Origin of the sequence: Streptomyces sp. NPDC048370, assembly GCF_043200825.1 — a bacterium.
Taxonomy (GTDB): Bacteria; Actinomycetota; Actinomycetes; order Streptomycetales; family Streptomycetaceae; genus Streptomyces.
On sequence record NZ_JBICYI010000006.1, the window covers coordinates 284,761 to 297,415 of the forward strand.

The following is a 12,655-nucleotide window of genomic DNA, read 5'->3' on the forward strand; positions in this document are numbered from 1 at the left end:
GGCGGTGTGGCACAAAACCCGCGATAGGTGGCAGTACGGCCACTCGTCGGGATCATGTCCCCCGGCGAAGCTGAGGGCATGACAGACCAGCCGCGCGGCACCACCGCCACCTTCACCGTCCTGACCACCGGTTACACCCTCTCCACGGGCCCGGGGGTCGCGGCCACCGTCTCGTACGTCTCCGACGGCGACCGGCACGTGATCGTCGACCCGGGGATGGTGGCGAGCCGCGACCGTATCCTCGGCCCGCTCGCCGAACTGGGCCTGGGCCCGGACGACATCACCGATGTCGTGCTCAGCCACCACCACCCGGACAACACCATGAACGTGGGCCTGTTCGGCCGGGCGCGCGTCCACGACCACAAGGCGGAGTACCTCGACGACCAGTGGACCGACCGGGACGCGGAGGGGTATGAACTCACCCCGTCCCTGCGGCTGATCCGCACCCCGGGTCACAGCCCGGAGGACATCACGCTCCTCGCGGGCACGGCGGACGGCGTCGTCGCCTTCGTCGGCGACCTGTGGTGGCGCCCGGACGGCCCGATCGAGGACCCGGTGGCCCCGGACCGCGCCACCCACGTCACCTCCCGCCTCCGCGTCCTGGCAGCCTCGGACGTCATCGTCCCGGGCCACGGCAGGCCGTTCCCGGCGGGGGAGGAGGCGGTCGTCTAGGCCGCCCCCCGCCGGGGCGTCGTCCCCTGCCGAGCGACGGTCACGCCTCCGGCGTGAACAGCTCCTCGACGTGGGCGGCGGTGACGGCGCGGTCCAGCCACTGGTCGAGCGTCTCGGAGTCGGTGCACTCCAGGACGCGCCCGGCGGTGGCCTCGGGGACCTCGACGCCACGGGCGGCAAGCACCCGCAGCACGGACTCGGCTGAGTGACGGTGTCAGTCCGTGGTGGCGATTTCTCTTGCCAGGGTCACCAGGAGGGCCGTTGCCGGGTGGGGGGACGTGTCGCGCCAGGCCAGGAGGACCGGGACCTGGGGGGCGTCGGGGAGGGGGCGGTAGGTGACGCCCGGGTGGGGGTGCATGGCTGCCGTGGAGGCCGAGGAGACGCCGACGCCCCGGCCCGCCGCGATCGCCGTGAGCCAGTCGTCGGTGTTGCCGACCGTCAGGGTCGTGGCCGGGCGGAGGGGTGCGGGCCAGAGGGACGGGGTCGTCGTGCCCGAGACCGTGTTGAGGACGATCGTCTCGCTCGCGAGGTCCGCCAGGGTCAGGGACGTACGGGACGCCAGCGCGCTGTCCGTCGCCACGGCGGCCACCCGGTCCTCCGTGGCCAGTTCCGCCGTCGCCAGGCCCGGTGCGTCCACAGGTCCCCGCAGCAGCGCCGCGTCCACCTCGCCCCGGACCAGGCCCGCCGTGCGGTCGTCGATGCGGAGGAGTTCGAGCGGGGTCTCGGGGTGCTCGCGCTGCCAGCGCCGTAGCAGCGGGGTGGTGTACGGGCCGAACGCCGACCACGCGTGCCCCAGCCGCAGCGGCCTGTGCCGCAACCGCGCCGGGTCGAGCGCCGCGTCGAACGCCGCGACGGCCGCCACCGCCCGGTCGTGGAAGGCACGGCCCTCGGCCGTGAGCGCGAGGTGGTGCGTGGAGCGGTCCACGAGCCGGACGCCGAGGTGTTTCTCCAGCGCGGCGAGCGTGCGGGACATCGCGGGCTGGGTGAGGTGGAGCCGGGCCGCCGCGCGCGTCACGTTCCCCTCCTCCGCGATGGCGAGAAAGCAGCGAAGGTGGCGGAGCTCGATGCCCGAGCGACTTCCTGGACTCATGCGTCCGGAGCATAACCGCAGCCCAATCGGCATTTCACGCGCCGCGCGCGGGCGTTTAGCGTGGGTGTGGGAGTTGGCTCCTAGCCCTCTTGACGGGTCTATTATTCTGGACTCGTAAGTTCAGCGTGATGAACCATCCTGCAGGGGAGTGAGCCGGTGGACAGCCCGGTCAAGGACACCGCCGCCGCCGTCGGCGCACCGGCCAGCGCGTCGGCCGCCACCGGCCCGGGCGCCACCGGCCCGGCCGCCACCGCGTCGGCCGCCGCCGGCCCGGGCGCCACCGGCCCGGCCGCCACGGCGCGCGCCACCCGTCTCGGGCCCGTCGCGCTCGTCGTCGCCGGTGGTCTCTCCGTGCAGTTCGGCTCCGCCGTCGCCGTCCTGCTCATGCCCCGCGCCGGCGCCCTCGGCGTCGTCACCCTGCGGCTCGTCCTCGCCGCCGCCGTCCTGCTGATCGTCTGCCGCCCCAAGGTCCGGGGCTACCACCGCGCCGACTGGGGCACCGTCGTCGCCTTCGGCACCGCCATGGCCGGGATGAACATCTTCATCTACCAGGCCGTCGAGCGGATCCCCCTCGGCGCCGCCGTGACCCTTGAGGTCCTCGGCCCGCTGCTCCTCTCCGTCATCGCCTCCCGCCGACTCTCGAACCTCATCTGGGCCGGGCTCGCCCTCGGCGGCGTCCTCCTGCTCAGCGGCATGCTCACCGGCGGCGGCTTCGACCGGCTCGACCCGGTCGGCGCCGGCTTCGCCCTCGCGGCGGGCGCGATGTGGGCGACCTACATCGTCTTCAGCGCCCGGACCGGCCGCCGCTTCCCGCAGGCGGACGGGCTCGCGCTCGCGATGGCCTTCGGCGCCGTCCTGAGCCTGCCCTTCGGCATCGTCGAGGCGGGCGACAAGCTGATCGTCCCCTCGACGATCGCCCTCGGCCTCGCCGTCGCCCTGATGTCCTCGGTGCTGCCCTACACCCTCGAACTCCTCGCCCTGCGCCGCCTCCCCGCGCCCACCTTCGCCATCCTGATGAGCCTCGAACCGGCCATCGCCGCGGCCGCCGGCTTCCTCGTCCTGAGCCAGGGCCTCTCCCTCCTCGACGCCCTCGCCATCGCCCTCGTCATCGCGGCGAGCATGGGCGCCGTCCGCACCCAGGCGAAGCGCGCCCGCGTCGCCGTCCCGGAGGTATAGCCAAAAGGTGGGCCGGACCGGGGCCTCAGCGTCGTGCGTGGCGGACCTTCAGGCGGCCGTACCCCATGGCCCCGAAGATCCGGATCCTCGGCCCGTCCCCGGGGCCGGAGCTCTTGCGGGGCTTGTAGTCCGAGGGCTTCCAGCCCGCGTGCAGATCCTCGATGTCGACGATCGCGTCACGCGGCACCGTGATCTTGGCCTTGCCCGTGCCGAGTTGCAGCTCGATGTCGACCACCGGGTGCTCGAAGACGGCCCGGGACAGGTCGAGGGACACCTTCCCGAACGCGGACTCGACCTTCAGCGTCCGCGGCACCCCCCACGGTCCGCGCCGCTTGATCCGCCCGGCGGCCGCGGAGATCGTGGACGCGGTGGCCGCCTTCTCGGCGGGGAGCGAGGCCAGGACCGGTACGAGCTCGCGTCGCGTCCTGGCGGCGAGCACCTGGTCGAGGCCTTCGTCCATCTCCTCGTGCGAGATGTGCCCTTCGGTGTACGCCTCCTGCAGGCGCTGTACGGCCGAGTCGCGAGCGTCTTCGCCGATCCGCGACGACAGGTCTTCCGGCGGAGAGGTCACCCGCCTCACCCTAGGGCCATGGCGACATCAGCCCGCCAAAGTCCTTGGCCAGTAAGGCGATTCGGTCTGGACCGGCCGCCCTGGGAGGGATTTTTCGGTCGGTACAAGCAAGCATGCTTGATTGTTTCTTCCGCCGCTGCCATGCTCCTCGGCACACGCCCGTGTCCCGAGGGGAGCGCACCGTGTCCGACCCCGCCGTCGTCCTCGACGATCTACGCGGTGAGAGCGAGGAAGTCGACCGGCTCGTCCGTGACTTGAGCGACGAGAGATGGGCCGCGCCCACCCCCGCCGCCGGCTGGACCATCGCCCACCAGGTCGCCCACCTCACCTGGACCGACCGCGCCGCCCTCCTCGCCGTCACCGACGCCGAGGGCTTCGGAGCGGAGGCCGAGAAGGCCCTCGCCGCGCCCGAGTCGTTCGTCGACGACGGAGCGGCCGAAGGCGCCGCGCTGTCGCCCGCCGAACTCCTCGGGCGCTGGCGCGTCGGCCGCGAGCGGCTGTGGACGGCCCTGAGCGCCGCCCCGCCGGGCGCCCGGTTCCCCTGGTACGGGCCGCCCATGAGCGCCACCTCGATGGCGACCGCCCGCCTGATGGAGACCTGGGCGCACGGTCAGGACATCGCCGACGCCCTCGGGGTCGTCCGCCCGCCCACCGCCCGGCTGCGGCACGTCGCCTGGATCGGCCTCCGCGCCCGCGACTACGCCTATCTCGTGCGCGGGATCACCCCGCCCGCCGAGCCCTTCCGGGTCGAACTGACCGGCCCCGACGGCGACGTGTGGGCGTACGGGCCCGAGGACACCGCCCAGCGGATCACCGGCCCCGCCCTCGACTTCTGCCTCCTCGTCACCCAGCGCGTCCACCGCGACGACACCGCGCTCCGAGCTGAGGGCGCCGACGCCGCGCACTGGCTCACGATCGCCCAGGCCTTCGCGGGACCCGCCGGCACCGGCCGCGATCCGCAGGGGTCCTAGTGGACGTCCTGCGCATCGGCAACGCCTCCGGCTTCTACGGCGACCGCTTCGACGCCGTCCGCGAGATGCTCACCGGCGGCGACCCGGCCACTCCCGACCCGGCCACTCCCGACCCGGCCGCCTCCGCCTCCGCCTCCGCCTCCGGCTCCGGCTCCGAGTCCGGCTCCCCCAACCCCCGCCCCCTCGACGTCCTCACCGGCGACTACCTCGCCGAGCTCACCATGCTCATCCTCGGCCGGGACCTCCTGAAGGACCCGAAGGGCGGCTACGCCAAAACGTTCCTGCGGCAGATGGAGGAGGGCCTCGGCCTCGCCCACGAGCGTGGTGTCCGCATCGTCACCAACGCGGGCGGCCTCAACCCCGCCGGGCTCGCCGAAGCACTCGACCGACTCGCCGACCGGCTCGGCCTGCCCATCCGTGTCGCGTACGTCGAGGGCGACCGTCTCCCGCCCCGCGACGGAGTCCTGACCGCCAACGCCTACCTCGGCGGCGCCGGCATCGCCGCCTGCCTGACCGCCGGCGCCGACGTCGTCGTCACCGGCCGTGTCACCGACGCCGCCCTCGTCACAGGGCCGGCGCAGTGGCGGTTCGGCTGGGGCCCTGAGGAGTACGACCGGCTGGCCGGTGCGGTCGTCGCGGGCCACGTCCTGGAGTGCGGCACCCAGGCCACCGGCGGCAACTACGCCTTCTTCGCCCGCCACGACCGGCGCTCGCTCCGCCGCCCCGGCTTCCCGCTCGCCGAGCTCCACGCCGACGGCACCGCCGTCATCACCAAGCACCCCGGCACCGGCGGCCTCGTCGACGTCGGCACCGTCACCGCCCAGCTCCTGTACGAGACGGGCGGCGCCCGGTACGCGGGACCCGACGTGACCGCCCGGCTCGACACCGTACGGCTCACCCAGGAGGGCCCCGACCGGGTCAGGATCGACGGCGTACGGGGGGAGGCCCCGCCGCCCACCCTCAAGGCCGGGCTCACCCGGATCGGCGGTCACCGCAACGAGGTCGTCTTCGTCCTCACCGGCCTCGACGTCGAGGCCAAGGCCCAGCTCGTGCGGGACCAGGTCGAGGACGCCTTCGACCGCTCCAAGTCCCGCCCCGCCGACGTCCGTTGGGAGTTGGCCCGGACGGACCGGAGCGATGCCGACACCGAGGAGACCGCGAGCGCGCTCCTCCGGCTCGTCGTCCGCGACCCCGCCCCCGAACCCGTCGGCCGTGCACTCAGCGGCGCCGCGATCGAACTCGCCCTCGCGAGCTACCCCGGCTTCCACGTCACCGCCCCGCCCGGCAAGGGCGCGCCCTACGGCGTCTTCGAGGCCGTGTACGTCCCCGCCGCCGAGGTCCCGCACATCGCCGTCCTGCCCGACGGGGACCGGGTCCACCTCCCCGTACCCGTACACACGCGGGAACTGGAGCCGGTCGCCGAGCCGCCGCTGCCCGAGCCGCTCCCGGACGGGCCGCTCCCGGACGGGCCGCTCCCGGACGGGCCGCCACCGGAGGCGCCGTCCGTCCGCACCCGGACCCGCCGCGTGCCCCTCGGCCACGTCGCCGGGGCCCGCTCCGGCGACAAGGGCGGCGACGCGAACATCGGCGTCTGGGTGCGGACGGACAGGGCCTGGCGCTGGCTCGTGCACACCCTCACCGTGGACACGTTCAAGGAACTCCTGCCGGAGACCGCCGATCTGGCCGTCGTACGGCACGTCCTGCCGAACCTGCGCGCGGTGAACTTCGTCGTCACCGGGATCCTCGGCGAAGGCGTCGCCTCCCAGGCCCGCTTCGACCCCCAGGCCAAGGCCCTCGGCGAGTGGCTCCGCGCCCGCGAACTCGACGTCCCGGTGGACATTCTGGAGGAACTGCTGTGACCGTCCTCGCCTCCGCGCTCGACACGGGCGGCCCCGACCACGCGGCCCACCGCGCCGCCATGCTGGAGAAGCTCGCCGCCCTCGACGCCGAGCACGCCAAGGCGCTCGCGGGCGGCGGCGAGAAGTACGTCCAACGGCACAAGAAGCGCGGGAAGTTGCTCGCGCGCGAGCGGATCGAGCTGCTCGTCGACCCCGACTCGCCCTTCCTGGAGCTCTCCCCGCTCGCCGCCTGGGGCAGCGACTATCCGGTCGGCGCGTCCATCGTCACCGGCATCGGCGTGGTCGAGGGCGTCGAGTGCCTGATCACCGCCAACGACCCGACCGTGCGGGGCGGCGCCTCCAACCCGTGGACCCTGAAGAAGGCCCTGCGGGCGAACGAGATCGCGTACGCCAACCGGCTCCCGGTCATCTCCCTCGTCGAGTCGGGCGGCGCCGATCTGCCCTCGCAGAAGGAGATCTTCATCCCCGGCGGCGCGCTCTTCCGCGACCTCACCCGGCTCTCCGCCGCCGGCATTCCCACCGTCGCGGTCGTCTTCGGCAACTCGACGGCAGGCGGGGCGTACGTCCCCGGGATGTCCGACCACACCGTGATGATCAAGGAGCGGTCGAAGGTCTTCCTCGGCGGTCCGCCGCTGGTCAAGATGGCGACGGGGGAGGAGAGCGACGACGAGTCGCTCGGCGGGGCCGAGATGCACGCCCGTACGTCCGGCCTCGCCGACCACTACGCCGTGGACGAGGTCGACGCGCTGCGCCAGGCCCGCCGGATCGTCGCCCGCCTCAACCACCGCAAGGCGCACCCCGATCCGGCCCTCGCCGAACCCCCGAAGTACGACGAGGACGAGCTGCTGGGGATCGTGCCGGGGGACCTGAAGACCCCCTTCGACCCGCGCGAGGTGATCGCCCGGATCGTCGACGGCTCGGACTTCGACGAGTTCAAGCCGCTGTACGGGCCGAGCCTGGTGACGGGCTGGGCCGAGCTGCACGGCTACCCGGTCGGGATCCTGGCCAACGCCCAGGGCGTGCTGTTCAGTGCGGAGTCCCAGAAGGCGGCGCAGTTCATCCAGTTGGCGAACCAGCGCGACATCCCGCTGCTCTTCCTGCACAACACCACCGGCTACATGGTCGGCAAGGAGTACGAACAGGGCGGGATCATCAAGCACGGCGCGATGATGATCAACGCGGTGTCGAACAGCCGGGTGCCGCATCTGAGCGTGCTGATGGGAGCGTCGTACGGCGCCGGGCACTACGGCATGTGCGGCCGGGCCTACGACCCGCGCTTCCTCTTCGCCTGGCCGAGCGCCAAATCGGCCGTCATGGGCCCGCAGCAGCTCGCGGGCGTGCTCTCCATCGTGGCGCGGGCGAGCGCCGCCGCGAAGGGGCAGCCGTACGACGACGAGGCGGACGCGGGGCTGCGCGCGATGGTCGAGGCGCAGATCGAGTCGGAGTCGCTGCCGATGTTCCTTTCGGGACGGCTGTACGACGACGGCGTCATCGACCCCCGCGACACCCGCACGGTCCTCGGGCTGTGCCTGTCCGCGATCCACACGGCACCGGTCGAGGGCGCGCGCGGCGGCTTCGGCGTCTTCCGAATGTGAGGCGTGATCCCATGATCTCCACTGTCCTCGTCGCCAACCGGGGCGAGATCGCCTGCCGGGTCTTCCGGACCTGCCGTGAGCTGGGCATCGAGACGGTCGCGGTGTACTCGGACGCGGACGCCGGCGCCCTCCACGTACGGGAGGCGGACGCTGCCGTACGACTGCCGGGGGCGGCGCCTTCGGAGACGTACCTGCGCGGCGATCTGGTGGTGAAGGCGGCGCTCGCGGCGGGCGCGGACGCGGTGCACCCGGGGTACGGCTTCCTGTCGGAGAACGCGGAGTTCGCGCGGGCGGTGCTCGACGCGGGCCTCGTGTGGATCGGGCCGCCGCCGGAGGCGATCGAGGCGATGGCCTCGAAGACGCGGGCGAAGGAACTCCTCGGGATCGCCCCGCTGGCGGCCGCCGACGTCACGGAGGCGGACCTGCCGGTCCTGGTGAAGGCGGCGGCGGGCGGCGGCGGGCGCGGGATGCGCATCGTCCGCGAACTGGCGTCCCTGGAGCCTGAGATGGCGGCCGCCTCGGCGGAGGCGGCGAGTGCGTTCGGGGACGGCGAGGTGTTCGTCGAGCCGTACGTGGAGAACGGCCGCCATGTGGAGGTTCAGGTCCTGGCGGACGTGCACGGCACGGTCTGGGCGCTCGGCACCCGCGACTGCTCGCTCCAGCGCCGCCACCAGAAGGTGATCGAGGAGTGCCCGGCGCCGGGGCTGGCGCCGTCGCTGCTCGCGGAGCTGTACGACCGTTCGGTGGCGGCCGCGAAGGCGGTCGGCTACGTCGGCGCGGGCACGGTCGAGTTCCTGGTCGCGGACGTCCCCCGAACTCTCGGCTCCGCTCGAGCAGGGGGGACCCCCAAGGCGCACTTCCTGGAGATGAACACGCGGCTTCAGGTGGAGCATCCGGTGACGGAGGAGGTGCACGGGGTGGACCTCGTGGGCCTCCAGATCGCGGTCGCGGAGGGCGGGTCCCTGCCCTCGGAGCCCCCCGCCGCCCAGGGCCACGCGATCGAGGCGCGCCTCTACGCGGAGGACCCGGCCGCGGGCTGGACGCCGCAGGCGGGCACGCTGCACGCCCTCGACTTCCCTCCGGGGCTCCGCGTCGACACCGGCTACGCCTCCGGCGACGTCATCGGCGTCCACTACGACGCCATGCTCGCCAAGGTCGTCGTCCACGCGCCCACCCGCGCCGAGGCCGTCCGCAAGCTCGCGCACACGCTGGCGGCGGCCCGGATCCACGGGACCGTCACCAACCGGGACCTGCTCGTCGCCTCGCTCCGGCATCCCGAGTTCCAGGACCCCGCGCGGCTCGACACCGGGTTCTACGAGCGGAACCTCGACGCGCTCACCCAGGCCCCGCCCGGCGAGGCGTACGCCGCCGTCGCCGCCGCGCTCGCGGACGCGGCCGCCCGCCAGGGCCGGTTCGGCGGCTGGCGGAACCTCGTCTCGCAGGACCAGGTCACGGCGTACGGCGACCACGAGGTCCGGTACCGGCCCACCCGGGACGGCTCGTACACCGTCGCCGCCCCCGAAGGGGTCCGTGTCGTCTCCGCCGACCCCGATCGCGTACGCCTCGAAGTCGACGGTGTCGTACGGGGCTTCGAGGTCGCCCGGCACGGCGACGTCGTCCACGTCGGCCCCCACCGGCTCACCGCGCGCCCCCGTTTCCCCGACCCCACCGAGCAGCGTGAGCCCGGCTCGCTGCTCGCGCCCATGCCCGGCACCGTCGTCCGGGTCGCGGACGGCCTCGCCGTCGGCGGCCGGGTCGCCGCCGGGCAGCCGCTCCTCTGGCTGGAGGCCATGAAGATGGAGCACCGCGTCGTCGCCCCCGCCTCCGGCACGCTCACCGCGCTCCACGCCGCCCCCGGCCGCCAGGTCGAGGTCGGCGCCCTGCTCGCCGTCGTACAGACCGAAGCCCAGGAGGACCCCGCATGAGTTCCGTCGTCGAATCCGCCGAGCACACCGCCCTCCGTTCCGCCGTCTCCGCCCTCGGCCACCGTCACGGCGGTACCGGCGCCGAAGCCCACGACGCCCTCTGGGCCGAGGCCGGCAAGCTCGGCTACCTCGGCGTGAACCTCCCCGAGAGCCACGGCGGCGGGGGCGGCGGCATGGCGGAACTCTCCATCGTCCTGGAGGAGTTGGGCGCGGCCGGGGCGCCGCTCCTGATGATGGTCGTCTCGCCCGCCATCTGCGGCACCGTCATCGCCCGCTTCGGCACCGAAGGCCAGAAGCGGGCCTGGCTGCCCGGTCTCGCCGACGGCTCCCGCACGATGGCCTTCGGCATCACCGAGCCCGACGCCGGTTCCAACTCCCACCGCATCACCACCACGGCCACGAAGACCGAGGAGGGCTGGGTCCTCAACGGCCGCAAGGTCTTCGTCTCGGGCGTCGACATCGCCGACGCGACCCTCGTCGTGGGCCGGACCTCCGACGCCCGCACCGGCAACCTCAAGCCGTGTCTCTTCGTCGTCCCCCGCGACACCCCGGGCTTCGGCCGTCGCCGGATCGACATGGAACTCGACGCGTACGAGAAGCAGTTCGAGCTGACCCTCGACGACGTCCACCTGCCGGCCGACGCCCTGGTCGGCGACGAGGACGCGGGGCTGCTCCAGCTCTTCGCCGGGCTCAACCCGGAGCGGATCATGACCGCCGCCTTCGCGATCGGCATGGGCCGGTACGCCCTCGCCAAGGCCGTCGCCTACGCCAAGGAGCGCCAGGTCTGGAAGTCCCCGATCGGCGCCCACCAGGCCATCGCCCACCCCCTCGCCCAGGCCCACATCGAACTGGAGCTGGCCCGGCTGATGATGCAGAAGGCCGCCCACCTCTACGACGCCGGCGACGACATCGGCGCGGGCGAGGCCGCCAACATGGCCAAGTACGCGGCCGGCGAGGCCTGCGTGAAGGCCGTCGACCAGTCCGTGCACACCCTCGGCGGCAACGGCCTCACCCGCGAGTTCGGCCTCGCCCGGCTCATCACCGCCTCCCGCGTGGCCCGTATCGCACCCGTCAGCCGGGAAATGATCCTCAACTACGTGTCCCACCAGTCCCTGGGTCTCCCCAAGTCGTACTGATCCGGTCCATCCTGTCGCCACCGTTCTGTCGTCACCGTCCGACACCCAAGGGGCACGCATGGTGTTTCACAGCGAGTACGCGGATGTTCCGGCCGTCTCCCTCCCCATCCACGAAGCCGTCCTCGGCCGGGCCGCCGAGTTCGGCGACACCCCGGCCCTGATCGACGGGGCGGGCGGTGGGACGAGCCTCACGTACGCCCAGGTCGACGCGTTCCACCGGCGCGTCGCCGCCGGGCTCGCCGAGGCCGGGGTACGCAAGGGGGACGTCCTCGCCCTGCACAGCCCCAACACCGTCCTGTACCCCGTCGCCTTCTACGCGGCCACCCGCGCCGGCGCGTCCGTCACCACCGTGCATCCGCTGTCCACGCCGGAGGAGTTCGCCAAGCAGCTCCGGGACTCCTCCGCGCGCTGGATCGTCACCGTCTCCCCGCTCCTCGCACCGGCCCGCCGGGCGGCCGAACTCGCGGGCGGCATCGAGGAGATATTCGTCTGCGACCAGGCGCCGGAGGCGGAGGCGGAGGGGATCCGCTCCCTGCAGTCGATGCTCGCCACGACCGCCCCCGAGCCGTCCCTGGAGTTCGACCCCGACGAGGACGTCGCCGCCCTCCCGTACTCCTCCGGCACCACAGGGGTCCCCAAGGGCGTGATGCTCACCCACACGTCGATAGCGACCAACCTGGCGCAGCTGTACCCGCTGATGCCGATGCGCCAGGGTGACCGAATCCTCGCGGTCCTGCCGTTCTTCCACATCTACGGGCTCACGGCCCTGATGAACGCGCCGCTGCGGCACGGTGCCACCGTCGTCGTCCTGCCGCGCTTCGATCTCGACACCTTCCTCGCCGCCATCCAGACCCACCGCATCAACGGCCTGTACGTCGCCCCGCCCATCGTCCTCGCGCTCGCCAAGCACCCGGCGGTCGCCGAGTACGACCTGTCGTCCCTGGAGTACATCGTCAGCGCCGCCGCCCCGCTGGACGCCTCCCTCGCCGAGGCGTGTTCGGCGCGGCTCAAGCTGCCGCCGGTCCGGCAGGCGTACGGGATGACGGAGCTGTCCCCGGGCACGCACGTCGTCCCCCTCGCCGCGCAGAACCCTCCGCCCGGCGCCGTCGGGCAGCTGCTGCCCTCCACCGAGATGCGGATCCTGTCCCTGGACGACCCGTCGAAGGACGCCGAGCCGGGCGCGGAGGGCGAGGTCGCCATCCGGGGGCCGCAGGTCATGAAGGGATACCTCGGCCGCCCCGACGCCACCGCCGCGATGATCGACGCCGACGGCTGGGTGCACACCGGCGACATCGGCCGCGTCGACGAGAACGGCTGGCTCTTCGTCGTCGACCGGGTCAAGGAACTCATCAAGTACAAGGGCTTCCAGGTCGCCCCCGCCGAACTCGAAGCCCTGCTCCTCACCCACGCGTCCATCGCCGACGCGGCGGTCATCGGCGTGACCGACGAGGAGGGAAACGAGATCCCCAAGGCGTACGTCGTCCGCCAGGCGGCCGCGGCCGATCTCACCGCCGACGAGGTGATGACGTACGTGGCGGGGAAGGTCTCCCCGTACAAGAAGATCAGGCGGGTGGAGTTCATCGACGGGGTGCCGCGCGCCGCGTCGGGGAAGATCCTCCGCCGTGAGCTGCGGGATCGGCAATGACATCGACCATGAAGG

At 73.1% G+C, this 12,655-nt stretch carries 11 protein-coding genes; 8 read left to right on the forward strand and 3 right to left on the reverse strand.

All coding sequences use genetic code 11. The annotated features are described in order from the left end of the window. Positions 1-78 precede the first annotated feature (78 nt). Positions 79-672, forward strand: a complete 594-nt coding sequence (locus ACGFYP_RS16370) for an MBL fold metallo-hydrolase (protein ID WP_361960738.1) — start codon at positions 79-81, stop codon at positions 670-672. Positions 673-712: 40 nt separating this feature from the next. Here ACGFYP_RS16370 and ACGFYP_RS16375 read toward each other — a convergent pair whose 3' ends face one another. Beyond that, a complete protein-coding gene (locus tag ACGFYP_RS16375) occupies positions 713-856 on the reverse strand; it encodes a hypothetical protein (RefSeq protein ID WP_393493107.1) in 144 nt (47 codons plus the stop codon). A gap of 30 nt (positions 857-886) precedes the next feature. Beyond that, the gene (locus ACGFYP_RS16380; RefSeq protein ID WP_361960742.1) at positions 887-1,762 is read right to left on the reverse strand and encodes a LysR family transcriptional regulator; all 876 of its coding nucleotides are present in this window, start codon (positions 1,760-1,762) and stop codon (positions 887-889) included. A 156-nt stretch (positions 1,763-1,918) separates the two neighbouring features. Between ACGFYP_RS16380 and ACGFYP_RS16385 the strand changes: the two genes are divergently transcribed. Further along, positions 1,919-2,938: a DMT family transporter gene (locus ACGFYP_RS16385; protein WP_393493110.1), complete on the forward strand. Its 1,020-nt coding sequence runs from the start codon at positions 1,919-1,921 to the stop codon at positions 2,936-2,938. A 25-nt stretch (positions 2,939-2,963) separates the two neighbouring features. On the opposite strand, the gene ACGFYP_RS16390 is transcribed toward ACGFYP_RS16385, so the two are convergent. After that, the gene (locus ACGFYP_RS16390; RefSeq protein WP_393493113.1) at positions 2,964-3,509 is read right to left on the reverse strand and encodes a DUF1707 domain-containing protein; all 546 of its coding nucleotides are present in this window, start codon (positions 3,507-3,509) and stop codon (positions 2,964-2,966) included. 182 nt (positions 3,510-3,691) lie between these two features. On the opposite strand from ACGFYP_RS16390, the gene ACGFYP_RS16395 reads away from it, so the two are divergent. The 6 genes from ACGFYP_RS16395 to ACGFYP_RS16420 are packed head-to-tail and all read left to right on the forward strand — an operon-like array spanning position 3,692 to position 12,640. Then, positions 3,692-4,480 carry a TIGR03084 family metal-binding protein gene (locus tag ACGFYP_RS16395; RefSeq protein ID WP_393493116.1) on the forward strand — a complete coding sequence of 263 codons (789 nt, stop codon included), beginning with the start codon at positions 3,692-3,694 and terminating at the stop codon, positions 4,478-4,480. Beyond that, positions 4,480-6,339: an acyclic terpene utilization AtuA family protein gene (locus ACGFYP_RS16400; RefSeq protein WP_393493118.1), complete on the forward strand. Its 1,860-nt coding sequence runs from the start codon at positions 4,480-4,482 to the stop codon at positions 6,337-6,339. The genes ACGFYP_RS16395 and ACGFYP_RS16400 overlap by 1 nt, the downstream gene beginning before the upstream one ends. Continuing rightward, positions 6,336-7,934, forward strand: a complete 1,599-nt coding sequence (locus ACGFYP_RS16405) for an acyl-CoA carboxylase subunit beta (protein ID WP_393493121.1) — start codon at positions 6,336-6,338, stop codon at positions 7,932-7,934. Before ACGFYP_RS16400 ends, ACGFYP_RS16405 begins: the two co-directional genes overlap by 4 nt. An 11-nt stretch (positions 7,935-7,945) precedes the next feature. Then, complete coding sequence (locus ACGFYP_RS16410) at positions 7,946-9,859, forward strand: acetyl/propionyl/methylcrotonyl-CoA carboxylase subunit alpha (RefSeq protein ID WP_393493124.1); 1,914 nt, start codon at positions 7,946-7,948, stop codon at positions 9,857-9,859. Beyond that, complete coding sequence (locus ACGFYP_RS16415) at positions 9,856-10,995, forward strand: acyl-CoA dehydrogenase family protein (protein ID WP_393493127.1); 1,140 nt, start codon at positions 9,856-9,858, stop codon at positions 10,993-10,995. The genes ACGFYP_RS16410 and ACGFYP_RS16415 overlap by 4 nt, the downstream gene beginning before the upstream one ends. Positions 10,996-11,053: 58 nt before the next feature. Next, a complete protein-coding gene (locus ACGFYP_RS16420) occupies positions 11,054-12,640 on the forward strand; it encodes a 4-coumarate--CoA ligase family protein (protein ID WP_393493130.1) in 1,587 nt (528 codons plus the stop codon). The last annotated feature ends 15 nt before the right edge of the window (positions 12,641-12,655 follow it).

What these genes read in the sequence shown, in the direction of transcription:
- ACGFYP_RS16370 (WP_361960738.1), top strand. Translation starts at nt 79, where the DNA reads ATGACAGACCAGCCGCGCGGCACCACCGCCACCTTCACCGTCCTGACC.
- ACGFYP_RS16380 (WP_361960742.1), bottom strand. Translation starts at nt 1,762, where the DNA reads ATGAGTCCAGGAAGTCGCTCGGGCATCGAGCTCCGCCACCTTCGCTGC.
- ACGFYP_RS16410 (WP_393493124.1), top strand. Translation starts at nt 7,946, where the DNA reads ATGATCTCCACTGTCCTCGTCGCCAACCGGGGCGAGATCGCCTGCCGG.
- ACGFYP_RS16415 (WP_393493127.1), top strand. Translation starts at nt 9,856, where the DNA reads ATGAGTTCCGTCGTCGAATCCGCCGAGCACACCGCCCTCCGTTCCGCC.
- ACGFYP_RS16420 (WP_393493130.1), top strand. Translation starts at nt 11,054, where the DNA reads ATGGTGTTTCACAGCGAGTACGCGGATGTTCCGGCCGTCTCCCTCCCC.